The 25,798-nt window shown below is 30.5% G+C and carries 25 protein-coding genes; 5 read left to right on the forward strand and 20 right to left on the reverse strand.

The features are described from left to right. Positions 1–138 precede the first annotated feature (138 nt). The 3 genes from leuD to MARIT_RS09185 all read right to left on the reverse strand — a co-directional run bounded on the left by leuD (position 139) and on the right by MARIT_RS09185 (position 3,367). Entirely contained in the window at positions 139–723 is a 585-nt protein-coding gene (gene leuD / locus MARIT_RS09175; protein WP_024739981.1) for a 3-isopropylmalate dehydratase small subunit, read from the reverse strand. After that, a complete protein-coding gene (leuC, locus tag MARIT_RS09180; RefSeq protein ID WP_024739982.1) occupies positions 723–2,105 on the reverse strand; it encodes a 3-isopropylmalate dehydratase large subunit in 1,383 nt (460 codons plus the stop codon). The genes leuD and leuC overlap by 1 nt, the downstream gene beginning before the upstream one ends. 86 nt (positions 2,106–2,191) lie before the next feature. Continuing rightward, positions 2,192–3,367, reverse strand: coding sequence for a 2-isopropylmalate synthase (locus MARIT_RS09185; protein WP_024739983.1), 1,176 nt, complete (start codon positions 3,365–3,367; stop codon positions 2,192–2,194). 132 nt (positions 3,368–3,499) lie between these two features. On the opposite strand from MARIT_RS09185, the gene MARIT_RS09190 reads away from it, so the two are divergent. Further along, positions 3,500–5,053, forward strand: a complete 1,554-nt coding sequence (locus MARIT_RS09190) for a hypothetical protein (protein ID WP_100211343.1) — start codon at positions 3,500–3,502, stop codon at positions 5,051–5,053. A 25-nt stretch (positions 5,054–5,078) separates the two neighbouring features. Here MARIT_RS09190 and MARIT_RS09195 read toward each other — a convergent pair whose 3' ends face one another. Together MARIT_RS09195 and MARIT_RS09200 are read right to left on the reverse strand one after the other, a co-directional pair. Beyond that, positions 5,079–6,254 carry a GlmU family protein gene (locus tag MARIT_RS09195; RefSeq protein WP_024739985.1) on the reverse strand — a complete coding sequence of 392 codons (1,176 nt, stop codon included), beginning with the start codon at positions 6,252–6,254 and terminating at the stop codon, positions 5,079–5,081. Positions 6,255–7,037: 783 nt separating this feature from the next. Next, positions 7,038–7,814, reverse strand: coding sequence for a choice-of-anchor V domain-containing protein (locus tag MARIT_RS09200; protein WP_100211344.1), 777 nt, complete (start codon positions 7,812–7,814; stop codon positions 7,038–7,040). Between the two features lie 209 nt (positions 7,815–8,023). On the opposite strand from MARIT_RS09200, the gene MARIT_RS09205 reads away from it, so the two are divergent. The 4 genes from MARIT_RS09205 to MARIT_RS09220 all read left to right on the forward strand — a co-directional run bounded on the left by MARIT_RS09205 (position 8,024) and on the right by MARIT_RS09220 (position 13,638). Further along, positions 8,024–8,401 carry a 6-phosphogluconate dehydrogenase gene (locus tag MARIT_RS09205; protein WP_100211345.1) on the forward strand — a complete coding sequence of 126 codons (378 nt, stop codon included), beginning with the start codon at positions 8,024–8,026 and terminating at the stop codon, positions 8,399–8,401. Continuing rightward, positions 8,394–8,951, forward strand: a complete 558-nt coding sequence (locus MARIT_RS09210; RefSeq protein ID WP_024739988.1) for an acyl-CoA thioesterase — start codon at positions 8,394–8,396, stop codon at positions 8,949–8,951. The genes MARIT_RS09205 and MARIT_RS09210 overlap by 8 nt, the downstream gene beginning before the upstream one ends. Positions 8,952–9,192: 241 nt before the next feature. Continuing rightward, positions 9,193–12,951 carry an InlB B-repeat-containing protein gene (locus tag MARIT_RS09215; protein ID WP_100211346.1) on the forward strand — a complete coding sequence of 1,253 codons (3,759 nt, stop codon included), beginning with the start codon at positions 9,193–9,195 and terminating at the stop codon, positions 12,949–12,951. A gap of 222 nt (positions 12,952–13,173) precedes the next feature. Next, the gene (locus tag MARIT_RS09220) at positions 13,174–13,638 is read left to right on the forward strand and encodes a hypothetical protein (RefSeq protein ID WP_024739990.1); all 465 of its coding nucleotides are present in this window, start codon (positions 13,174–13,176) and stop codon (positions 13,636–13,638) included. 294 nt (positions 13,639–13,932) lie between these two features. Here MARIT_RS09220 and MARIT_RS09225 read toward each other — a convergent pair whose 3' ends face one another. The 15 genes from MARIT_RS09225 to MARIT_RS09285 form a co-directional block, all read right to left on the reverse strand. Further along, entirely contained in the window at positions 13,933–14,751 is an 819-nt protein-coding gene (locus MARIT_RS09225) for a YARHG domain-containing protein (RefSeq protein WP_100211347.1), read from the reverse strand. Positions 14,752–14,898: 147 nt separating this feature from the next. Further along, positions 14,899–15,771, reverse strand: a complete 873-nt coding sequence (locus tag MARIT_RS09230) for a hypothetical protein (RefSeq protein ID WP_100211348.1) — start codon at positions 15,769–15,771, stop codon at positions 14,899–14,901. Positions 15,772–15,888: 117 nt separating this feature from the next. Continuing rightward, positions 15,889–16,065: a hypothetical protein gene (locus MARIT_RS15495; RefSeq protein WP_157926234.1), complete on the reverse strand. Its 177-nt coding sequence runs from the start codon at positions 16,063–16,065 to the stop codon at positions 15,889–15,891. A gap of 55 nt (positions 16,066–16,120) precedes the next feature. Next, entirely contained in the window at positions 16,121–16,975 is an 855-nt protein-coding gene (locus MARIT_RS09235) for a hypothetical protein (RefSeq protein WP_100211349.1), read from the reverse strand. Positions 16,976–17,044: 69 nt separating this feature from the next. Then, positions 17,045–17,539 carry a hypothetical protein gene (locus MARIT_RS09240; protein ID WP_100211350.1) on the reverse strand — a complete coding sequence of 165 codons (495 nt, stop codon included), beginning with the start codon at positions 17,537–17,539 and terminating at the stop codon, positions 17,045–17,047. Positions 17,540–17,541: 2 nt separating this feature from the next. Beyond that, a complete protein-coding gene (locus MARIT_RS09245; RefSeq protein ID WP_100211351.1) occupies positions 17,542–17,778 on the reverse strand; it encodes a hypothetical protein in 237 nt (78 codons plus the stop codon). Between the two features lie 71 nt (positions 17,779–17,849). Next, positions 17,850–18,767, reverse strand: coding sequence for a hypothetical protein (locus MARIT_RS09250; RefSeq protein ID WP_100211352.1), 918 nt, complete (start codon positions 18,765–18,767; stop codon positions 17,850–17,852). Between the two features lies 1 nt (position 18,768). Beyond that, a complete protein-coding gene (locus MARIT_RS09255) occupies positions 18,769–20,058 on the reverse strand; it encodes a glycoside hydrolase family 24 protein (protein WP_100211353.1) in 1,290 nt (429 codons plus the stop codon). Between the two features lie 78 nt (positions 20,059–20,136). Next, the gene (locus MARIT_RS09260; RefSeq protein WP_024739998.1) at positions 20,137–21,162 is read right to left on the reverse strand and encodes a hypothetical protein; all 1,026 of its coding nucleotides are present in this window, start codon (positions 21,160–21,162) and stop codon (positions 20,137–20,139) included. Next, on the reverse strand, positions 21,146–21,301 hold the full coding sequence (locus tag MARIT_RS15610) for a hypothetical protein (protein WP_162288612.1): 156 nt from the start codon (positions 21,299–21,301) through the stop codon (positions 21,146–21,148). The genes MARIT_RS09260 and MARIT_RS15610 overlap by 17 nt, the downstream gene beginning before the upstream one ends. 14 nt (positions 21,302–21,315) lie before the next feature. Then, positions 21,316–22,421, reverse strand: a protein-coding gene (locus tag MARIT_RS09265; protein WP_100211354.1) for an IS3 family transposase whose coding sequence is annotated in 2 segments (ribosomal slippage) — positions 21,316–22,160 and positions 22,160–22,421 — 1,107 coding nt in all. Because the reading frame shifts where the segments join, the coding sequence is not laid out codon by codon here. A gap of 62 nt (positions 22,422–22,483) precedes the next feature. Next, a complete protein-coding gene (locus MARIT_RS09270) occupies positions 22,484–23,110 on the reverse strand; it encodes a hypothetical protein (protein ID WP_100211355.1) in 627 nt (208 codons plus the stop codon). 329 nt (positions 23,111–23,439) lie between these two features. Beyond that, positions 23,440–24,459 carry a hypothetical protein gene (locus tag MARIT_RS09275; protein ID WP_157926235.1) on the reverse strand — a complete coding sequence of 340 codons (1,020 nt, stop codon included), beginning with the start codon at positions 24,457–24,459 and terminating at the stop codon, positions 23,440–23,442. Continuing rightward, positions 24,404–24,907 carry a CHAP domain-containing protein gene (locus MARIT_RS09280; RefSeq protein ID WP_100211357.1) on the reverse strand — a complete coding sequence of 168 codons (504 nt, stop codon included), beginning with the start codon at positions 24,905–24,907 and terminating at the stop codon, positions 24,404–24,406. The genes MARIT_RS09275 and MARIT_RS09280 overlap by 56 nt, the downstream gene beginning before the upstream one ends. Continuing rightward, positions 24,895–25,713: a hypothetical protein gene (locus MARIT_RS09285; RefSeq protein ID WP_136438397.1), complete on the reverse strand. Its 819-nt coding sequence runs from the start codon at positions 25,711–25,713 to the stop codon at positions 24,895–24,897. The genes MARIT_RS09280 and MARIT_RS09285 overlap by 13 nt, the downstream gene beginning before the upstream one ends. Positions 25,714–25,798: the final 85 nt, after the last annotated feature.

A 25,798-nucleotide genomic window follows, 5' to 3' on the forward strand; every position in this document is an offset into this window, starting at 1 on the left:
CTTTTTATCACAGCGTAGCTAAAAGGCTAGCTTACTCAAAAAAGACCTCATTAGGGCAAAAAACTAAATGTTTGCTTCAAAACAAAAAGTTGAAATCACTTCATTATTAAATTTATATATTTTCTTAATAAACGTTATTTATTGATTCAATTCAAAAACTTCGATAAGCCTTTTTTTACTCATTAAAAAGTCAATATCATCATATCCTTTTAATAAGCAAATCTTTTTATATGGATTTATATCAAATGCTTCCACAAAATGGTCTCCTTTTACAGCTACTTTTTGATTTTCTAGGTCTATTTCAATAGCTACATCAGGATTTACCGTTACTTCATTCATCAAAAAGTTTAAATACTCCTTAGATACTTGCACTGGCAGCAATCCATTATTCAATGCATTTCCTTTAAAAATATCAGCAAAAAAACTACTAATAATTACTTTAAATCCATACCCTGATAACGCCCACGCCGCATGCTCTCTACTAGAACCACATCCAAAATTATCTCCTGCAATTAAAATCGTTCCTTTATAACGCTCATTATTCAAAACAAAATTCGAGTTAATGTTGCCATCCTTTTGATAACGCCAATCTCTAAACAGATTATCACCGAACCCTTCTTTATCTGTTGATTTTAAAAATCGAGCGGGTATTATTTGATCTGTATCTATATTTTCTGTTGGCAATGGAATCCCTGTATCAATCAATCTATCAAATTTTTCCATTAATTCAATTGCTTTGTAAAGTTAGTAATTTTTCCTTCTATTGCAGCCGCAGCCGCAGTTAAAGGACTTGCTAAAATAGTTCTTGCTCCTTGCCCTTGCCTTCCTTCAAAGTTTCTATTAGAAGTAGAAACACAATATTCTCCTTCTGGAATTTTATCATCATTCATGGCTAAACAAGCTGAGCATCCAGGCTGACGTAATTCAAATCCTGCTGCTTCAAAAATAGTTTGTAACCCTTCTTCTTTTATTTGTTTAGCCACTCTTTGAGAGCCTGGTACTAACCATGCATTCACATGCAAAGCTTTTTGTTTTCCTTTTACATAAGATGCTGCTATTCTAAAATCTTCTATCCGAGAATTTGTACAGCTCCCTATAAACACATAATTTATAGGTTTATTTATTAAGTACTCTCCTTTTTGAAAATTCATATAATTTAATGATTTTTCAAAAGAAGCATCCTCTTCAAATGGTATTTTCTCTGTTATTTTTATTCCCATTCCAGGATTCGTACCATAAGTGAGCATCGGTTCGATATCTGCTGCATCTAATGAATACTCTTTATCAAATTGCGCATCTTCTTCTGTTTTCAATGTTTTCCAATACGCTACTTTTTTATCAAATGTCTCTCCTTTAGGAGCAAATTCTCTTCCTTTTATGTATTCAAATGTTGTTTCATCAGGCGCAATTATTCCTCCTCTTGCTCCCATTTCTATGCTCATATTACAAACAGTCATACGCCCCTCCATTGACATTTCCTCAAATACATTGCCTGCATATTCGCAAAAATACCCTGTTCCAGAATTGGTACCTAGTTTAGCTATAATGTATAATATAACATCTTTAGGCAATACCCCTTTTTTTAATTTTCCATTTACATTCACCCGTAAACTCTTCGGCTTTTCCAATAATAAACACTGACTAGCAAACACTTGTGCTACTTGGCTTGTTCCTATACCAAAAGCAATGGCTCCAAATGCTCCATGTGTTGACGTATGACTATCTCCACAAACCATGGTCATTCCAGGCTGCGTAATTCCTAATTCTGGAGCTATTACATGAACAATCCCATTATTTTCATGACCTAACCCGTACAAGGTTATATTATTTTTTTTACAATTTTCTGTTAATTGGTCAAGTTGCTTACGAGACAAAGCGTCTTTAATTGGTAAGTGCTGATTTTCTGTTGGTGTATTATGATCAGCGGTAGCAACTATTTTATCTGGCCTCGCCAAAGGAATTCCGCGGTTTTCTAATTCTTTAAAAGCTTGCGGACTTGTAACTTCATGAATCAAATGTTTATCTATATACAAAATTTGCGGTCCATTTTCAATGGTATCAACCACATGTGCGTCCCAAACTTTGTCAAATAATGTTCCCCTCATTATAGTATCATTCTTTTAGGTAAATTATAAATACCTTTATCATAATCTTTTGATTATAAAACAGTAAATATAACCTTATTTATATTTTAAGCTATTCTTATTTTTGAAACTTTATTTACCTCCTTCATTATTAAATGAATATCATTATCTATTACTTCTTTTTGTTTATCTGCAAAAGATAAAAATGTTTTATATGCTGCATCTAGCTGTATTTTTGTTAATTCATATCCTATTTTTTTTGCTCTATAGGCCAATGCTGCTCTACCACTTCTTGCTGTTAAGACAATCGATGTTTCATTTACTCCTACATCTTCTGGGTTCATTATTTCATAAGTTTCACGATGCTTAATAACCCCATCTTGATGAATTCCTGAACTATGAGCAAATGCATTTGCCCCTACAATTGCCTTATTAGGCTGTACTGGCATCCCCATCTTTTCACGTACCATCATACTGGTATCATATAATAATTTCGTATTAATATTTGTGTGTAAATTTAAATATGGATGTTGTTTTAACACCATAACTACTTCTTCTAAAGCTGTGTTTCCTGCTCTCTCTCCTATCCCATTAATTGTACATTCTATTTGACGGGCTCCATTCATAATTCCTGCTATGGAATTTGCAGTTGCCAATCCTAAATCATTATGACAATGACACGAAATGGTTACCTTATCAATATCTTTCACGTGTTCTTTTAAATAGTTTATCTTAGCACCATATTCTTCTGGTAAACAATACCCTGTGGTGTCTGGTATGTTTAAAACTGTTGCTCCTGATTTGATTACTTCTTCACATACTTTTGCCAAAAACTCATTGCTGGTTCTTCCTGCATCTTCTGCAAAAAACTCTACATCTTCTACAAATTTTTTAGCATAACCAACTGCTTCTTTTGCTCTTTTAATGACCTCTTCTTGCGTACTATTAAACTTATATTTTATATGAAAATCGCTTGTACCGATTCCTGTGTGTATCCTTGGTTTTACAGCTACTTTTAATGCCTCTGCTGCTACTTCTATATCTTTTTTAACTGCTCTCGTTAAACCACAAACTGAAGCATTTTTGACTAATTTAGCCACTTCATTAACTGATGTAAAGTCTCCTGGGCTTGACACAGGAAAACCTGCTTCAATAATATCTACTCCCAAAAAATCTAACCTTTCCGCTATTATTAGTTTCTGATTAGTATCTAATTTACATCCTGGAACTTGCTCTCCATCTCTAAGGGTAGTATCAAAAATTTGAACTTTATCGTTTTGCATATATCTTAAAATGATTGTCTAAATAAAAATCAAATGTATATATTGGCTTTTCAAAAGATTTCTTTTTCAAAAAGATTAATACGATATTTAACCATCAAACAAAAAGACTAAAAAACTAACAATCAATAACTTATGACTAAAAACCTTACAGTTTCCAATCATCAAAATGATGCTCTTTTTGTTCTAATAAAATCCTTATCGAAATCAGAAAAACGCCAATTTAATCTATACATAGGAAGATTAGGAGGAAATACTGACGCTAAATTTTTTTCACTTTTCAAAATTTTAGATAAACAAAAGTACTATAGTGAAAAAGAAATCATAAAAAGCGGTATTGTTAGCAAGCAACAACTATCCAATTTAAAAGCGCATTTATATAAACAAATATTAATTAGCTTGCGTTTAAATCCTGCTCTTAAAAATATCCGAATCCAAATTAGAGAGCAATTAGATTTTGCAACTGTCTTGTATCAAAAAGGGTTGTATAAGCAAAGTTTAAAGCTCTTAGATAAAGCTAAAAGCTTAGCTTTGGAGAATAATGAAAAAAACATTGCTTATGAGATTGTAGAGCTTGAAAAAGTTATTGAAAGTCAATACATCACAAGAAGCATTCATACAAGAGCTGATGAATTAACCATTCAAGCAAAAGAATTAAGCTTGCAAAATGTAATTACTAGTAAGCTGTCTAATTTGTCATTGCAACTATACAGTACATTATTAAAAAATGGTTATGTGAAGAATGATACTGAACTACAAAAAATCAACACTTATTTTAATACCAAACTTCCAAAATATGATTTTAAACATTTAGGTTTTAGAGAAAAATTATGGCTATACAAAGCTCATTTATGGCGTAGTTTTTTAACACAAAATTTTTTACAAAGCTATAAATATGCCGATAAGTGGGTTAGTTTATTCACAAAGGCTCCTAAAAATATTTATGTACACCCTGTTTTTTATTTAAAAGGGAAAAACTACCTATTAGAAAGCTTATTTTTCTTAAAGCATTCTTTAAAATTTAAAGATGAGCTTACTTTTTTCGAACAGGAAATCGCTACTAAAGCGATTCCTTTAAATAGCAATACAGAAATACTCATTTTTCAATATCTCTATTCTAACAAACTACACTTGCATTTTTTGGATGGTAATTTTAAAGAGGGAGCATATCTAGTTGATATCATCAATACTAAAATAGAAGCATTTAAAAATAGACTTGATAGCCATCACATTGTTATTCTCTATTATAAGATTGCTTGTTTGTATTTTGGAATGGGGAAAAATGAAACCTGTATTAAATACCTGAACAAGATTATTAATTCAAAGAATTTAAAAGTAGCTGATGATTTGCAATGCTTCGCCAGGGTGCTCAGCCTTATTGCTCATTATGAATCTGGGTTAGATCATGATTTAGAACGACAATTTAAAGATACCTATCGCTTCTTACTTAAAATGGAAAATTTACAAGAGGTTCAAAAAGAATTCATTGTTTCTATAAGAGATCTAAGAGATGTTTTTCCACATCAAATAAAAAAAGAATTCCAAAAAATATATGCTCGTTTAAAGCCTTATGAAGAACATCCTTATGAAAAAAGAGCTTTTTTATACCTAGATATTTTATCGTGGTTAGAGAGTAAAATTCAAGGTAAAAGCGTAGCTTACATAATTCAAAAAAAATCATTCAAATAAGCTACGCTTCTCTTTCTGTGTTCTATCAATAATTTCTGAACTTAGCTGTTGCTTGAAAAACGTGTTCTAGAATTTCTTGCTCTTGTGCATCAAAAACCTCATTTCTACGCTTCATAACAGTTTCAGCAACTTCAAAAACTTTAGCCGTTTTATATTCTGTAAAACCAGCAGCTCCTCCCCAACTAAATGATGGCACAAAATTTCTTGGAAATCCACTTCCAAAGATATTTGCCGAAACCCCTACTACAGTTCCTGTATTAAACATTGTATTAATTCCACATTTAGAATGATCTCCCATAATTAAACCACAAAATTGCAATCCCGTTTTTGAAAAACGCTCTACTTCATAATTCCATAATTTTACTTCAGCATAATTATTTTTTAGATTAGAATTATTCGTATCTGCTCCAATATTACACCATTCTCCTAAAACGGAGTTGCCTAAATAACCTTCATGCCCTTTATTAGAGTTTTGAAAAAGAACTGAATTATTTACTTCTCCTCCTACTTTACAATTTGGTCCTATAGTTGTTGCTCCATATACTTTAGCTCCCATTTTTAATGTTGCTTTTTCACATAGAGCTAGTGCACCTCTTACCACTACTCCTTCCATTATTTCTGCATTTTTACCTATATAAATAGGTCCTGTAGCAGCATTTAATGTAGCAAAATTCAATATAGCGCCTTCTTCTATAAAAATATTTTCTTTGTTAATATAATTGATTGTGTCTGGAATTTCTTGCGAGGTTCTTCCTTCAGTAATTAAATCAAAATCTGCTCGAATTGCCTTATCGTTTAATGAAAAAACATCCCAAGTATTTTTTATTTGAATCAAATCTTCTTTAAACTCTATCTGCTCATAAGTACTAAAATCAACTTCTTCTTGTGTATCCAAAGTATAAAAGGCAATCACATCTTCTCCTTTAAATACCGCTTGATTATGCGTTAATCCTTTTACTATTTCAACTAAATTATTAGTTGGTAAAAACGAAGCATTTATAAATACATTTTGCTCCATTTCTAACATTGGGTACTTAGCTCCTAAATATTCTTCAGTAAGCGTAGTCGTTGTCAACCCTAAATATTTCTCCCATTTTTCACGAATCGTTAAAATTCCTACCCTTATTTCTGCAACTGGTCTTGTATATGTAAGTGGAAGTAATGCATTACGAACATCACCATCAAACAATATATAATTCATCTTTTAAAATTTTATACAAATATAAAATAATGCACCTTAACTCTAATTAAAATAAGCTTTCTATTAGTATTTTTAAGGTTTTTTCAGATAATGTCATCAATCAATTGATTTTCTCAGAATAAAAAACAGCTTTTTAGAGCTTAATTAATTACATTTTCATATATCAAACTCACGCTCAATAGTTTCTATAAATTTTGCTACATAGACCTCTACTACCATTATTCTTGTTTTCTTTTCTACTCTTTATTCTTCGGTTGTTGCACGATCCTAATATCTTATTACATGTTCCTAAAGTGCATTGTTACACTTTCTTAGTAAGTTACTAGGGTGTTTTACAAAAAAAAGCTTAACTTTTTAGAACTTCGCTATATTCTTGCTAAGTTTATTTAATTAACTTATAAGTAGTATATAACTAATGTGATCGCCACGTAAAAAACTACGTTTTATTATTGTATAAAAGCAGTACACTAAAGTATTGAATTACAAAACACTGAAATTGCCTAAGCGAGAAAAAAATAGGAAAAAGAGCTATGATAGCACCTGTAAATGATATCTTGAAAAATACCTACCAAATTAAGCACGCTAAGCATTGCTCCTCTAACCATATTTAGCAAGCTTAATGACTAGACACACTGCTCGCTCCTTTCTGGATACTACACCGAGCATTAAAATGCAGCTATTTTTACCAAATAATTGGAATAAGTTACGTCAAACTCACATTAACTTATATGATAAAAACCGATTCCTTCTGCAACCAGTTTTTATCATGATAGCTTCTTTTTTCTATTCTTTTATGAATTGTTGAGCACCTAATTTACCATCAGCAGCTACTCTAAAAATATAAGTCCCTCTACTTAAATCTTTTACTATTATCTTATCCTTTCTAGATGATACTTCTTCCGACTTGATAAATTTTCCTGAAATATCATATACATCAACTTTTGCTGTTGAAATTTCAGTTGGTAATTGAACTGTCACCTCCTTTTCTGATGAAGGATTTGGATACATAGAAAAATTTAATCGCTTAGCTTCTTCTATTCCTAAAGATTGGATACTACCCGTTGTTGCTAATACCACCTTATCTCCTGAATCATTAACTCCATTTCCATTTGCTGCTACAGCTGCCGCATAAAACTTCACTAAACTTTCAGAAGTTGATGGAGATCTCCATTTAAACGACCATGTTTTTAAATTGGTTCCATTATGAGTTATCCTTTGCCCTGTAACTCTTGAGCCTGTTCCTGCAATAAAAGTCCCTATCTTAGAGTTATCACTAATTTTTTCTGCCGTTAGCTGAAAACCGCTTGTTGCTGTTGATGATGATAATGCAACTGTTACATCATACACTGTATTAACATCGTATCCTGTACTAGGAATATTTGTTGTAATAGCTAAAGAAGCTCCTGATGCTCCACCTGTATGACAAGTAGCACAACTTGCTCCTCCATCACCTAAAGATCCTGTTCTTCCATCGTTTCTTCCTCCTGAACTAGACATTAAAACAAAAGCAGAAATTGGAATTGATACTAAAAATAATTTAAAAAAGTAATTTCGATTCATACGATTCAAATTTTGGTTAATTTGAGAAATAGTCGCTTACTATGGTGTAAAATTTCACCAACCCCCTTATTTAAAAACAATATAAATAACTACTAATCAACACAGTAACACTATAAAAATATGCTTTTATTACTGAAATAAAAAGAGAGCTATCATTAAGTAATTTATAATATCACTAAAAGTTATTATATTAATTGTACTTTTGGCTTATGAAAAAAATACTTGCTCTCATTATTCTCGCTATTATATTGATGGCCGCTAGTTATTATGTTTTTATATATTATGTACCCTATAGTGAAGGCGTTCGTTCAGGCGAATTAATAAAAATTAGTTATAAAGGAGTAGCAGTCAAAACTTGGGAAGGCGAAATTAGTCAAGGCATTTCTGGGGCACAAATTTTTGCTTTTTCTGTTGAAGACAAAGAGAAGCAAGTAATCAAAGACTTAGAAAAATTTCAAGGTCGCTATGTAAAAGTTACTTATAAAGAACGTTTTGGCACCTTTTTCTGGCTCGGTGATACCAAATATTTTGTTACAAAAGTAGAGGAAGAACAATCTCCACATTTCAAAAGGCTTATAAATGAATAAAAACTATAAGCATGTTGAAGAAACTCGTATTACCATTTCTGAGTTAATGCTTCCTTCTCATGCTAACTTTAGCGGTAAAATTCATGGAGGCTATATTTTGTCTTTGCTAGATCAAATTGCTTTTGCCTGCGCTTCAAAACACTCTGGAAAATACTGTGTTACAGCTTCTGTTGATACCGTTGACTTTTTAAATCCGATTGAAGTTGGCGAATTAGTTACTATGAAAGCCTCTATTAACTATGTAGGAAAAACATCTATGGTTGTAGGTGTTCGTGTAGAAGCTGAAAATATCATTACAGGAATAAAAAAACACTGCAACTCTTCTTATTTTACGATGGTTGCTAAAGATGCTAAAGGAAATAGTAGCTTAGTACCTGGTCTTATAATTGAGGATGACATTGAGATTCGTAGATTTCTAAAAGCAATCAAAAGAATTGAAATGAAGCATAAACGTAAGCAAGAATTCGATCATGAAGATTTTATTCCTCATGACTACTTAAAAGACTTGGAAAGCTATCATGTTAAAATCAAGTCAAACAAAAGTAAATAACCATCCCCTTTGATAGGTAATCTTCTACTACACCTTATCCCTTCTACTTCTCACTCTTCAATTTCTTTATGTTTATATAGAAGCTTTACTCTCGTTGTTTCCCTTTAAACACATCGTAAATCATAGTATTTCACTATTTTATATTCCTTTTTTTATAAAAAGCACAACAATTATCCTTGCCAAATTCGTCTTATTATTCTAAAATTGCAACCTAATAAAACCTAACTTAATTTCAGTCTCTATGAAAAAAAAATACCTTTCCCTTTTATTTTTTGCATTTGCTATTGCTATAAACGGTCAAACAAATCTAATTACAGATGGAGGATTTGAGAATTGGTCTACTACTACTACTTTAAGTGATTGGACTACCGAAAACAACATCTCTCAAAACTCATCGGATTTTTCTGAAGGAAACTTCTCTGCATCGCTAGTAGTGACTACCGATAATATTCAACCAAAAGTACGCACTAAAGTTCCTATGAGTAGTGGTGTTGAATACACCGTTTCATATACTTATAAATATGTTGATGCTAATTATGGGGGTACACACCCTATCAACTTGAATATCTCTCGTACGGGAAGCGCTACCACTCTTTCTAGTAATCGATTTGCTTCTAACAATAACTGGAACGAAGTCACAAAATCATTTATTCCTGACCAAACAGGCAACTATGATTTAAGTATTTCTACTGCAACCTTTAATGGAGAATCTTTTCAAGTATTAATAGACAATGTAAAAGTGTATGACAAGAGTAATCATGAAATCGTTGTTATTCCTGATGCTAATTTCAAAAATGCTCTTTTAAATCATACTCCTACAATTGATACCAATAACGACCTTGAAATTCAAGTTAGTGAAGCCGAAGCTTATACTGGATCGCTAAATGTTAGTCATAAAAATATTAACAGTTTAATAGGAATAGAAGCTTTTATAAATATTACAGCGTTATCATGCGATAGAAACAATTTAACTAGTTTAGAAATCAATAATAATATTCACTTAGCCTATTTGGGATGTCGTCAAAATAAGATTGCAACAATTGATTTAGCTAAAAACATAGCGTTAAAACAATTATTTATATCTCATAATAGATTGACTAATTTAAACCTCTCTGAAAATATTAATTTAACAAATGTAGGTTGCGTAGGAAATAATTTGACTGACTTAAATCTTTCTAAAAACTCTAAGTTAACTGAACTATTTTGCTTCTTTAACAAAATTACGAGACTGGATCTTTCTAAAAACCGCTTTCTGACCGCTGTAAGTTGTAGAGAAAACGAGCTAAATTACCTAAACGTAGCTAATGGAAACAACCATCTTTTAAATCTATTGAGCGCTGAATCTAACCCTTTATCTTGTATTCAGGTAGATGATGTTACGAATGCTGAAAATAATGCAAATTGGATTAAAGACCCTCATACAAACTATAGCACGAATTGTGTAACTTTCACACCTGAAATTGTTAATATTCCTGATCCTAACTTTAAAAAAGCACTAGTATCTGATCCTGCCATCAATGCCAATGGAGATACTGAAATACAGGTTTCAGAAGCTTATGATGCTACCCAAGTAAGTGTTAGCGATCAAAATATTAACGACTTAACGGGTATAGAGGCATTTCTTAATATTACCTTTTTAGACAGTTCTAACAATAATTTAACTACCTTAGATCTTTCTAAAAATACAAAGCTAACTACTGTATGGATTTCTAAGAATAATTTAACTCACTTAGACCTTTCTAAAAACATCCATCTAACTGGTCTTAGCATCTATGAAAACTCGTTAACCAATATTGACCTTTCTAACAATACTTCTTTAACTAACTTCACTTGCTCCAACAATCAATTAACGAACCTAGACATTTCTAAAAATGTTAAGCTAGCTGATTTAGGATGCGGAGGCAATAAGCTTACCCATTTAGACCTTACTCAAAACACTAACTTAAGAGAGCTTAACTGTGGTGATAATCTCTTTTCTACAATTGACCTTTCTAAAAACCTCCTTCTAAAGAAATTAATCTGCGGTTCTAGTAAACTTACTAGTTTAGATGTTTCTAATAACAATCAACTAGAAATTTTTTCTTGTGCTTCTAGTGCTCTAACTAACCTAGATCTTTCTAAAAATACTGCTTTAACCCATATCAGTTGTCATTACAATGAACTAACTAACTTAAACATAGCTAATAACCACAATACAAAAATTACTCAATTCAATGCTACTAATAATCCTAATTTATATTGCATCTCTGTTGATGATGTAACTTACAGCAACAATAACTGGAAAACAATAGACAACCATACAAGTTTTAGCACGGATTGTTCTTCTGTTAAAAAGCTAACGATTCACTCTGAAGGAGGTACAGTAGTTACAAATCCTTCTTCTACTAATGGTTTATTCACCAATGATACCGAAGTTATTTTAACAGCAAGCCCTGACGCTTTTCATGAATTTACCGCATGGAGTGGAGCTTATACTAGTACTGAAAATCCATTGAATATTACCATGGATACTGATAAAAAGATTACGGCTAATTACAAGAAGATAAAACACACTGTAACTATAATAAGTACTTATGGAACAGTTACAAAAACACCTGATGCTTCTAATAATATTTACGATGATGGTACTGAAATTACATTAACAGCTAGTCCAAATAGTGGATATAGACATACAGGATGGACCAAAGGGAACACTACTCATTTCTCTAATTCATTTACTACTAAAATAACAGAAGACGTTACCATTATTGCCAATTACACACAAACTCGTACCCTTACCTTAAATGCTAATAACGGAATTGTTACTACAGATCCAACTCCGAATCATGGTACCAATAACAATTATGATGATGGAATGATCGTAATATTAACAGCAACTCCGAATCCTGGTTTCCAATTTGATAGCTGGAGTGGAGATGTTAGTGGTAATCAAAATCCACTAGACCTCACTATGGATACCGATAAAAATGTGACCGCTAAATTCGTGGAAGTTCCTTCTAATGTTACAATTACTGAATTTGCAACTGGATTTGATTCTTCTCTTGAAGGAATTGCTATTGATCATAATAATACCGTTTATGTTTCAGAACATAACACAGGAAAAATATATCGTGTAAATACTGATGGTACTAGAACCGTATTTGCTTCTACTGGTTTTAGAGCTAATGACATTGCTTTTAATGAAAATAATAAACTTTTTGTTGCAGAACCTTTCAATGGAAAAATTCTGGAAGCAGATAGCTCTGGAAAACTGACACAGTATGTCAATGCTTTTGGTGATTCTCCTTACGGAGTTACCTTCTACAATAATTCTTTGTATTACGTATCAGAAAATAACTCCAAAGTTGTTAAAGTAGATAGTAATTTAACTAAAACAGATGTAGCAACACAACTATTTACTCCTGAAAGTACCGATTTTGACTCTAATGGCAATATGTATATTACAGATAGAAATGACCGAAAATTGATCCAAATATCTATGAATGGCACAAGAACGGAAGTAGCTAGTGGCTACCCTGCTATTAGAGGAGTAGTTGTTGTTAATGATATCGTTTATTTTACTACTTACAGTGCAAATACAAACAAAATTGTAAAATACAATAGTCTTACTAATACTGTTAGTGATTATGTTACTACAAACTTACAACAACCTAGAAATCTGGAAGTAGATCAACTAGGAAATATGTATGTTACAAATCAAGGAAATGGAAGTATCATTAAAATTTACGATGAAGATTTAAAACCTCAAGTTACTGCTGGCATTGATGATGAAAGTTTTAGCAATAGCCTAAACATCTTCCCGAATCCTGCTACAAATAATATTCAAATACATACTAATACCCCTCTAAGTAGCATCAAAGTAATAAACCTTCTAGGGAAAGAAGTTTTAAAAACAAATTCCCTCAATATTGATATTTCAACACTACCAAAAGGAATGTATTTTTTAAAAATTAAAGGAAAAAATAGTACAACTGCTACTAAAAAAATTATTAAGCAATAATACCTTTAATTCAAAATTGATAGGAAAGATTTCCTACTATTATTATTTTAATTTTTCAAATAATTTCAAAACCTCTTTATAATTTTAAAGAGGTTTTTTCATAGCTTTCTGATATAGTAAATGTCATTTAGGTCAAATAACCTATTAAAAAGGGAGGTATCCCCCCCTTTTAATAACTTAAACAAAAATATATTTGACACATCAATAACCAACTTTTTTATTATGTGTAAAACAATTGCAAAAAATCAACGAACAGCTATTTTTGTTACTATAGGAATACTTTCCTTGTCTTTAACTTTTGCTATACTAGGACTTATAGCAAATCTCGCTATTTGGACTACAGCAGCTTCTGTAGGATTAATGTCACTTTCTTTTGCGATGGCGTTAGGAGCTAGAGGAAATATATGGAAGCTACTAGATGAGTTACCAAAATTGCTTGAATGTTTGTATCAAAGTAACAATGATAAGTGCTTAAGTTTGTTTCACAAAATTAAAGCTAGTGTAAAGCTTATTCATGGACTATTAATTGTTTGTTGTATCTTAATCATTTCAGCCGCAGCAATCTCTTGGTTACCTCTATGGGGCGCTATTGCCATTGGAGTAGCTATCGCTATGATTGGTACTTGCTTAGGGCTGATCATCGCATTGGCAAACCATTACACCAAAATTATAAATTGTATCGTATAATGACTAAATACCATTCTCCCTTAAAATAACTAAGAGAGAATGGTTTTGTTTTATTAGCATACCATATCTGTATTTGGAAACTTCCTTACAGGTTGTTTATCCTGCTTTGAGCGAGCTCTTGTTGCTAGAACAACTTGTTTCTTTTTTACAATAAAAAGTAAAAAGAAACTTACTAAAACAATACGCTCTTCCATTTTTCATCAAACCCAGAACCAAAATTTATATCAATCCCACTAAGTCAGGAGACTTCGCGCAACTAACTGGATTAATCATATCGTTTATATTTTCTTACCTCTATTGCTCTACCAATCCCTGATCCGTAAGCTTGTATTTAGTTACTTCTTTTCGAATTTCTTTAACTGGATACATATTGTCTTCCGTACTGTTTTCTTCATCCCAGATTTTGAAAATTTTATAAACTTCTAAATCATCATGATCTAACTTAAAACCTATATCATGATAACCAGTTGTAACACTATCCCCATCTAATGCCAGGGAAGAACCATAAAGTTGAATAAACTCTTTTGTTTGGCCGTTGTCAATGATTGCCATTTTCATGTATAAATTATCACTATCACAAGTATAAAATAGCAATCGATATTTTATGGTTTCATAATGCATGATATCCCATACACTTCCTCCTCCACAAAGATTACCTTCAACGACCTCATTTAAATTTTTAAGTTTAAACTTTTCTAAATCATCTACATATTTACCGCTTAAAAGTTTATCATTTGTTAATGGAAAAAAGTCTATTTTATTTAGACCGAAATAATATAAGCAGTTCTTATTCTCTTTTAAAGTAAATTGGGTTTCGAAATGTTTTACCTTACCAATATAGCTTTGCTCTTTATCTGATAAAGTGACTTCTATAGTAGAGTCAGGTTTATACCAAGACTTGGTTTTATAATACGTATTTAGGTCTTCACTTTTAAAAACATAACCTTTACGAGCAAAAATTTCATTTCTAATTAAACGTAATTCTTCTTTGGTTTTTACTTTTAACACTTCTTCTGATAAGTACTCAAATGATGATGTTACTACTTTAGGTTCAGTTTGTCCTTTACAAAACAAGAAAACATATATTATTAGAAATACTACTATTCTTTTCATTATAATTGTTTTGTATAATTTTTAGGTCTATAATTGTTAAGTTTCATATGATTGATAAAGCCAATAGGATGAAAATGATATACCATATCTGTATTTGGAAACTTCCTTACAGGTTGTTTATCCTGCTTTGAGCGAGCTCTTGTTGCGTTAATACCTACTTTCTACTTCTTTTAATTTAACTTCCTTACCGTTATCTATAAGCGAACTTTTAGCGTAAAAGTCTTCTCCTTTTTTATATATTCTAGCGAGTGGTTTACTTTTATCGCCTTTATATTCATCATCGTCCTCAGCCTCTATATAATAAAGCAAAACACCTTCGTTTGTTCTAACTTGTCTACATTTATAATCAAACTCGCCTTCATAACCCATCATTTGAAAAACAATATATTCTTCTTCTAAATATTCTATAATATAACTTGTCTCATTAATACGATCTCCAGGGTTTATTACGTAATCAAAAGAGTAATATTTATACTCACCTTCTTGTTCGTTGACCTCTAGAGTTGAAGGTTTAGATTGGCCATTTAAAGAACTGCTTATCTTTGATATTTTTAATTTTTCTTTCTCTATGACAGTAACATAAATTATATTGTCATCACTATCATAATAACCTTTCTCACGAGATACACTATAAACGTTATTTTTATCGGTATCCTCTACTTTTAGTGTTTTCAACCATTCTACAGTAGAATCTTGGGCATTTATTATGTAGTCATACCCTTTAACTTTGTTTATTTCATTAATTAAATCTTTTGTTAGATAAAATTCATAATCTATTGATTCTTCATTTAATGGGTCTTCTAAATACTTAATGTACTTTGTATAAAATTCAAGAATAAAATCTTTAATCTCTATTCTTGCTTGGATATTATCAATAGAATTATCATTTTTTTCTACATTAAGTACTGATCTATTATCTATTAAGACATCTTTATTGTTTTTAGTACCTCCTTTACATGATAAAAAAGAAGATATAAAGATAAATACAATTAAAAATTTAAATATTCTATTTATTCCCATCTGTATATTTTATAATTTGGCTTTGCTTTTCTGTAGGCATTCCCTGGATAAAGAGTTTTTTGAACAAAATCAGAAACCCAATTTTCGCCGTTCCACATGGCTATATGACCGTGAGGATTATTTGTAATAACTTTCGATAACTGATATATCGCCTTTTTGATAATTCCCTGCAGAGACCTCTTTGAAACCTTTATGTAATAAAAATGGACCATAATCTTTTGCAGAGCCTGGACGTTGATCTGCTTTAGCCTTACACCATATCTCCATTCCACCAGCTTGCGGAATTGTACTCATAGATCTTATCAATAACGAAATCTTAAGTCGGGAGGTTTCGTGTAGCAGAGTATTTTTATTCTTCTTCTTTTAGCTTAATCTCTTTACCATCTTCAATAAGAGGACTGGTAGCATAAAAATCATCTCCTTTTTTATAAATGGTAATTAATGATTTGCTAGTATCGCCTGTGTATGCTTCATAATCTAAAGGCTCTTTGTAATAAAGTTTAAGACCGTTTTCAGTTACTTTCTTAGCACATAAATAGGCGAACTCTTCATCATAACTACTTTTTCTAAAGACAACGTTGTTTTCATCAAAATCTTCTAAGGTATATGTGATGCCTATTCTTGGTTCTTCTGAAGGTTTTATATAATAAATTAATTTATAGTAGGTATATTCATGTGTTTTCAGTTCTGAAAAAACAATATCAATATTTGCTTTCTCAAAATTACTATCAAGATTTACGATCTTATAACCGCCATCAACCGATTTAACTCTAGCATATATTACAGTTTCATGCCCCATATTAATAAATTGCACTTTAAACACATCATCTTTTTGCGTTGTAGAAACTTTTAAAGTATTCAAATCAAATATCTCATAATCTTGCGCATCAATTATTAAGTTTCCGTCATCTATTCTATTTATATATTTAATCAAATCTTGAGATAAGTATTTGTTAAGATTATAATTGAATGTAGCATTATTGATTTCAGTCAAATACGAAGTGTAAAAACCTCTTACTAAATTAATTGGGTTGTTTTGAGAGACTTGCTCTTCTATTTGAGCTGTCTCTTCCTTTTTTACTTCAGCTTTTTGTGTAGCTACAACGTCGGTGGCATTCTCTTTTTTTACCTTCTGTTTACATGCAACAATGAAAAGTGCAAATAGAAAAATTATTAGAGATTTTAATATTTTGTTTATTCCCATCTGTATATTTTATAATTTGGCTTTGCTTTTCTGTAGGCATTCACTGGATAAAGAGTTTTTTGAACAAAATCAGAAACCCAATTTTCGCCGTTCCACTGAATCATTCTTTCCAAAATCATCACACTCCTCTTTAGAAAAGCACTCAATACAAGGTTGCTCAATATATTTATAATTTTGTTTCAATTTACTTTCAACAAATAAACTTCCATCAATATTCCATAATTGTTTTTCTTTCTTCAAACGAACTGTATCAGGTCTATCTTCTGTTAAATTGTATGTTATCAAAAATTCACTTTCGTTTATTCTCTCTTTTTTTAGAATTGCTTTTTTATAAACACCATCTTGATGAGTAGTTATTATTAAAGTATCTTTTCTTATAATTATTTTTTCGACATTAGCATCACAAGGCTTGTAAATAATTAATTTATTTTGACGTTTCGTCAAATTAATAAACTCATAATTTTTTTTATGTAAATCAACTTGCTGCCCTTTACTACTACAACTTACTAGCATTAAAGTGACAATATTCAAAAAAAAGAATATTGAATTTTCAAATAATTTCATAGTTAGTCTTTCTTATTTAATTGAATTAAAGTTAATCTATTTTCTTTGGTAGCACGTGCAATTTGAGTAACTGTGAATTTTCTTCCGTCTTTTCCTCCTCCTGCATTAACATCTTCATTTATTAATTTATAACCATCAACTAACTTAAATCTATATTTTTCTTGTGCTCCTCTAAAAGTACCCACATCCCAATATGGATATATAACTTTTCCGTTTAAACATTTTCTTCCAACAATCAATACAAAATGATCTGTAGTAATTACAAACTTTCAAAACACTTTTAGATAGAATAGCTGTATAGGAAGCAGAACTAATTTTTTATTTTGTATTTAGTCACTTTAGGGTTATTCATCTGAATATTAATCTCCTGATTAGTAATACCGTATTTTTCAAAAATAACCAAATTTTTACCTTTAGAAGCTATTATGCGTCGTTCACCAGATTTTTTGATTTGATATGAGTAACTTAACAACTCTCCTTCTGTATTATGAGTAGAAACAAAAAACGGGCATCCATCACATTCACGCTCTCCAATAACAAATAAAAAACTTCCTGAGTCACCATTTAATTTATATGCTTCAATATTTTTTGGAAGTTTATCATAACCAGATGGTATGGGTATTTCTAAATTTATCTCTCTTTTACCAATATTTAATTCAAAAATTTTATAGTTAACTTTTGTGTTTTTTTCATAGTTTTTTTCTGCTTTTGACTTTTTTTTGTTGGTCATTTCACCAAGTGCAATGCATTGCTCCTCTGTATAACATTCTAAACAAGGTTGTTTTAAGAGTCTAAATGACTTGGAATTATCCAAATCTACTACAAAAGGAGGGATGCCCCAATTCTTATTGGAAAAATTATCTTTCCTTTTGCATGTCACTTTATAAACCCTTTTTTCTTTATCAAAGATTCTGAAATCATAATAATCTCCATTTCCATAATAGATTCGGAAACCATCTCTAAATTCTTCCGTATATGATATTTTCTTTTTCAAGTCTTCAACTACTTCAATGATTTCTAGTTCGTTTTTTGCATTCCATTTAAGTTTTCTGGTTGGTCCATCACATGGTTTGTATATAATAAACTCTCCTTTTTTCTTAGAAACTTCAATAAAAGTTTTAAACTTAAAATTATTAGTTAATGCAGAAGATTCTTTTTGTCTGTTTTTACAACAGGATAGCGACAGTAAAAACGTAACTATTAATAAAATTATTTTTATAAAATTCATGTTAATTTTTTCTTACTTGTGAAACAATATATTTATGACTAGGCTTATATTTAGATGTACCTCTTAAAGTATTATCTTCTTCTAAAAATAATTTATTCATAGGATGAATTCCTTTATCTCCATAATTAGTTCCTACTTCATAAAAACTAAAATATCTTTTATTATTCTCACAGCCTCTGCCTTTAATAATAAAAAAGTGATCCGTAGTTTTATCTGTATTTTTCTTAAATGTGAAGTTATAATGTAAACCAACTAGAACTGGATTTCCTTTCTCTAATTCAGAATCTATATATTCTATTCCTTTTATTGCATTTTGATTATTAATAGAAATTGTTTTAGCTTCTGAATCCTCTGTTACTATAAGGATAGGATTAATATTCTTTCCTGAAGAATCAGGTAAACCTGACTTCATCAAAAGTTTTTTAGAAGTTCTAAAACACCCTTCTCTATTTCCCGCTTCATCTTTATTGAATTGACTCATCCAAGGTACCCTATTTGATAAATCAATATTTTCTTTACCACAACTAGTATCATTATCATCATCACTACAACAATCGTAGCCAAGTTGTTTAGCTGTTCCCCAAGGCATTTTTAGAGTAGTAATACCATTTAATTCTTCTTTATAGTATTTAGTATATTCAGCTAATATTTCAAATAAATTTTCTTCCCTTTGTCCGTGACCAGAACCAGGTAAGCTAGCCCACTCTTTTCTACATTTTCTAATAGCTTCTGTAATGTCTCCTTGTTTAATTAAGTCTAAAGACTTTTTTTTATCTGCCAATAAGTAAAGACAATATTTATCCTGACTTTCAGGTGAAAAATCTGACAATCCTTTTTTCTTTCTCCAATTTACAAAAGGGGTATCATTCCAATTTTTTTGTGTAATCTGATAAGCACCAGCAGCATAAGAATAATCTTCAATACTTGATATATATACTTTTACATTTGGATGACCGCTAAAATCTTTACCATGGTCGCTAAAATGAGTACCTCCAACAATTCTCTCGTATCCTTTTTCATCTTTAGTACCTTCGCCTATTCGAAGCATTCTCATAAATGCTCTAACTCTTGCCTCTCCATAGCAAACTCCTAAACCATTGCCTCCTCCATAAATCAATTTCATATGATTAACAAAGCCAATAGGATGAAAATGATATACCATATCTGTATTTGGAAACTTCCTTACGGGTTGCTTCTCCTGCTTTGAGCGAGCTCTTGTTGCTGGAGCAACTTGTTTCTTTTTTACAATAAAAAGTAAAAAGAAACTTACTAAAACAATACGCTCTTCCATTTTAATTGACTAGAAATAGGTAGTCCAACTATATTATTACTTATTTGTACCTGAGAGATGCTCACGCTAGCAGGGTACTTAATTTACTCTTTTAATGATGTTACAATATTGATCATCCCAATCGAAGTAACCATCTATACTCTCAACTTTGTTCGTTCTTTTATTATAAACACCTAACCATTTCTTTTTTATAGTATTGTTATCTAATATTTCAATTTCTGCAATGGGATGTGTTTTTGAATAATGCCGTGATTCCATAGGTGGCTCATATTTAGTATAAAAAGTTTTGTAAAACAAAGCATATTTATTAGATGATGACTTTATTTTTCTAGCATCGCATTGAAGATACAGAACATCTTCTATTTTTATTTCTATATCATTTCTAAATATTTCAGTAGTATTATCTGATACATTTTCAACTTCATAATCTTTATTTGATATTTTCAAATAAGCTCCACTGTGCACTTCTTCTCCGTCTTTATACTCACACGAAAAATTTCCTTCTATTGGTAAATCATCTATCAATTCAGAATAAACATTCGAATTTATAATTTCATCTTCTTTTATGACAACTTTTTCTTTTTTAGGTTCTGGAAAATTACCTTTAGTTACAAAACTTTTTACAACACTTTTATTCCTAACAATACTATCAACTCCATCAAAATATCTTAAATATCTTATCTCCCATTCTCCAACCCCTTTATTTTTATTCAACCATTTAAACTTTGCATAATCTATTTCTGAATGCTTAAAATTTATCTGATATGTATTATTAATTAAGGTTACAGAATCAAATGGTATTTCAAAATAATATGTTTCATAAACATCAAGTACTGTATGAAAAAGATTCTTTTCTGTTTTAATTGAATTTCCTGCATTATAATCTAGTATATTTTTATAGGTGTTATACTTATCATATTCAGGATTACTATGGATATATATCCATGTTTTGTTAGCAATATCATCAGGCAAGCCTTTTAATATTTTTTGCTTATTATTCAACAAACTTTTCTTATTCTCTTGAGCATTATTTTTACAAGATATTATCGTAAAAAGTAATATAAGTGAGAAAACTAATCTATTCATATTATTTGAAGTTTCCATTGGTTTTGTTACCTCTGATTTGAGTTAATGTATAAGTTCTAGTTAGGTTATGTTGCGGTGTAGGCTTCCCCTTTTTCGAACTGATTATTAATCCAAATATATGAATTTTACGTTTTAAAACAGGATTGACATTTTTCATTATATTTTTTTATGTCAATCCTGTTTTAAAATGCGCCCAGCGGCAGCGACACAATGTTGTTTCGCATACGGGATTGGAGCCATATCGTCCAAAGCATCATGCGGTCTAAAATTATTATAATCGTGCATCCATATCTGGGTTTGCTCTCTGACTTGATGAATGTTTTCAAAAATATATTTATTTAAAACCCCTCGTCTATATGAACCGTTAAAACGTTCTATAAAAGCATTTTGTGTGGGTTTTACTGGTTCTATATATTTAAAATCAATTTCATGCATAGCACTCCAAGTAGCGGTTAAATTAGCTATAAATTCCGGACCATTATCCATACGTATCTTTTGTGGTTTACCTTTACGTTTTAACAGATGATTTAAAACGTAAACTATTCTATTACTAGGTAACGAAAAATCTACTTCTATATGTAAAGCCTCTCTATTAAAATCATCTATGATAGTAAAGCCTCTAAATCTTTTTTTATTCTCTAATACATCTGTTACAAAATCCATACTCCAAGTTTGGTTGAGTTCTGTAGGAACTATTAAAGGTTCTTTTATTCTTGCTGGCAAACGTTTCTTCACCTTCCTTCTCAGTGGTAAACCTAGTGCTACATAAACTCGATGAACTCGCTTGTGATTCCATGGATTCCCTTCATTGCGTAGTCGTTTATAAGCTTTCCAAAATCCTTCCTCACAATGGTCAATAGCCTTTTGTTTTAAGGCTAATTCAATTGGTGTATCGTCTTGTAATTTTGGCTTATAATAATATACGCTTTTACTCATTTTTAAAACCCGACATGCCCTGCTTATGCCGTAATGAGAAAGGTCAATACTTAAGGAGCGCTTAACGCAAGGCTTTAAAGCTTTTTTTCGATAATCTCCTTTGCCATTTGGTGATCTAATGCAAGAGTAGCATACATTTGCTTTAATTTTCGATTTTCTTCCTCTAATTCCTTTAGACGTTTGAGCTCTTTAACATTCATACCTGCGTATTTACTACGCCATTTATAAAATGTTGCCGAACTAACTCCATGTTCTCTGGAAATTGCTTCTACGGTTCTACCGTTTTCGTATTCCTTTAAAATCTTTGCGATTTGCTGGGGGCTAAATTTACTTTTCCTCATAATTACTGTTTAAATTTAATACTTTTTTTTATACTTTTAAACAGTTCGGTTTGTAGGGAAGCTTACAGCGGTATTCCTGTAATTGACCAATTATCATTTATATACAATCTATTATCATCATGTTGTCCTTTGTCTGAATAGCTTGTCCCTACTTCATAAAAAAGAAAATATCTTTTTTCATTTTCATAACCACGACCTACTATAATTACAAAATGATCAGTAGATTTATCATGATTTTGCTCGTATTTAAACCCTTTTGTCTTTTTTATTTTTTTATATGTATGGCGAACACCAACTAATATGGGGTTTCCTTTTTCTAATTCTTGATCTAAATACTCGATAGCTTTTTTTGTTCCATCATCAAGTATTATTATAGAATTATTTTGCTCAATTGCAGTTTGGATTACATTACTGTAATCATTAAAACCATAAGAATTTTTAAGCTCTATTTTTTTACCTAATTTTCCTCCGTTTTTAATTCCGCCATATTTCAATAATTCTATGGAAGCTCCATAACAAGAAGTTTGTTGTCTAGATTTCCAACCAAATAAATCAGGACTCATTTGTGTTTGCCTTGGTATAAAAGGTCTAAGGTCAATATCTGATTTACCACAACTCTCCGATTCATCAATTGTGTTTTCTGTAGTATAACAATCATAACCAAATTTCTTTAAAAATATCGATACCATCAATTAAATCAGATCTCCTTTTAAATGGTCGAATAGTATTAGATAATTGTTTTTTCAAGTCGAAACCCTGAGAGCCATCATATATTTCTAAATGCAACATGAAAATATCGAATCCTTTAACAACTCCTTTATGCCATGCTCTTAAAAAACCTGTTTCCCCTATTAATTGACCTTGAATAATGCTATCATCTTGCTTTACTTTTACTGCGGAGTCCTCAACTTCTCCATAACGAGCAATAAACTCTTTTCCTGATTTACTTTCATGTAAAACTGTAACTGCATCTGTTCCATCTGCAAAGGTAATTGAGGTTGAGACTACACTACCAGTTTTATCTTCCTTCAGATTCTAATTTGTTTAAGTAAATTCTTCCATTGATTTTATTAAAATAAACGTATAAAGTTTCTTCGCTCAATTCTCCATCGTCCGTTTCTTCTTGTGATAAATTATAATAACAATAAATCTCACATTTCAATTTATCCGTGTTATCATTAATTTTATTAATCATTATATTTTGATTTAAACAATCTCTACTCTTTATATAACTGATTATAAAGTCTAGACTAATATTCTCTTTATTTTTAAAATACTTTGAAAAATTTTCTTTTGAGGGGTTATTTAAAAAGAATTTTATATTATTTATATCTGTACTTGTAAATAATTTGGGATTTTCTGCATCTACCTTACTTGTCTTTTCAAATTTAATTTTAGAAAGATCAATTTTTGTTTTTTCATAAATTAACCTGTGAGCATTTTCCTTTATTTCATTAGACACAAAGTTAATTGCAGCTATACTTTCAGCAAATTCTATCTTACTTTCTGCATTTTGAAAATAGGTAGGAATATCAATATCAAAACTTATTTTCTTATTATTCCAAATATTAATCTTTAACAATTCTGGTTCTTCACCATCACAACTGTGTACTATCGGAAAATATAAAATTTGATTTTTCTCTTGGCTGAGTATCTTTATTTCTTTAGTAGGAACTTTTAAATCGCATAAAGGACTTTGATTTTCAAAAGAATATTTGTCTATTAAGTTTTTATTTTCATAAATTAAAACATCTAATTCCTTTAAAAAACCACTTGTTCCGATTTCTCCTTGTTCCTTCAAGAAAAAATAAGAATTTAGTTTTTTACCATTGTTTTCAAAATCAATTTGTTTAATTAATTTTTTATCGTTGTATTCGTCTCCCAATATATCTTCAAGTCGAATTGTATTCTCTACTTTTTCTAAAATTGAGTTATCGATTTTTACTTGTTTTTTACAAGATGCAAAGAGAGTTAAGATTAAGTTAGCGAGTACTAGATAATGTCTCAAAGCTAAGGTTGGTGTTTTTAATATCATCATATTCGTAATCTTTATTTTCAGGAGTATAATTTTCAGGTATTCTAAAATAGTCTATCACAGATTTATCATATCTAGATACACATACTTTACCATTTGTTGTTTTATCACCACCTGTTTGATTTCCTCCTAGTAAATAAACATCATTACCCTCTACATTTACAACAAAGCCAACATGTCCTCTACCATCATCATTTTCACCCCAATCTATAACAGCTAAGGAACCATAAATAGGTTTGTCTCTTGAATCTGCTTTACCCCAATTTTTCCAATTAGTTGCTTTAGCCGTTATCTTTCCTGTATATTCTTTTGATTGTGTAAATACCCAACAAGCAAAAGAAGAACACCAAGCCCATTTCTTATCATCGCTTATATTACTACCAGTATGACCAGCAGATGCATGATATTCGAGTACTCTTGGATTATGTTTTGAGCCAGCTATTTCATCCAACTAATATTTTTGTTATCAAATTGTTTAAATGTTATCTTACCAAATTCTTGTTTGGTATACATCTTCTTTGGCAATTCTTTATTGGGGTTTCGTCTATCAGTATAAGAGAATTTTTGACTATATAAGTATATCTCATCAGTAGATTCGTCATACTCAAATGTAATATAATTGTCAACAAACATCCATCCATCACAAATTGATTCCTCTATAGTGAAATAATTATTTTCGAATATTAAATCATTAAACCCCTCAGTAGGACAACTGTCCGAATTTACACTTGATAAAACTTTTACACTTTGTCTCCATATATTAAAGCCATCATCACCGTTAATTAATATAGACAATAAGTTATTATCCATCTTTTCTCCTTTTAATAAAAGAAATGCATCTTTTTTATTGTCACCGTTTATATCGTATAAATATTTTTTGATAAGCGAGTAACCAAGCTTTTGATATTCGTTTATTTGATCTTGTAAAGTTATCTTATCATCATTACAATTTTCTTCAACAACTTTGTAGTTATTTAATTCTTTGGTGGTAACAACTGTAAAGTTATTTGGTAAGTGCCAAACACCAATACCTTTTTCAAATTTTAAACTAATATTTACTAATGACTTACCAAAAGATTTAACACCTTGAAATTCCACCTCCCGACCTTCTTGGACAATAGAGGTATAATTATAAGTTTGACTTTCTATGCCATAATTGACAATGATACTATTTATATCTTGTTTAACTGAAATACTTGTATTTAAGGCATCACATGGTTTATAAACTATGAAATCTCCTTTTGTGTTTTTAGTCAATTTATGCCATACACCATAAACTGTTTGTTTATAATTGACTTTAGAAGTTACACTATTTTTACACGCTAAAAAAGTTAATATTACA

The organism is Tenacibaculum maritimum NCIMB 2154 (assembly GCF_900119795.1).
In the GTDB taxonomy this organism is placed as follows: Bacteria; Bacteroidota; Bacteroidia; order Flavobacteriales; family Flavobacteriaceae; genus Polaribacter; species Polaribacter maritimus.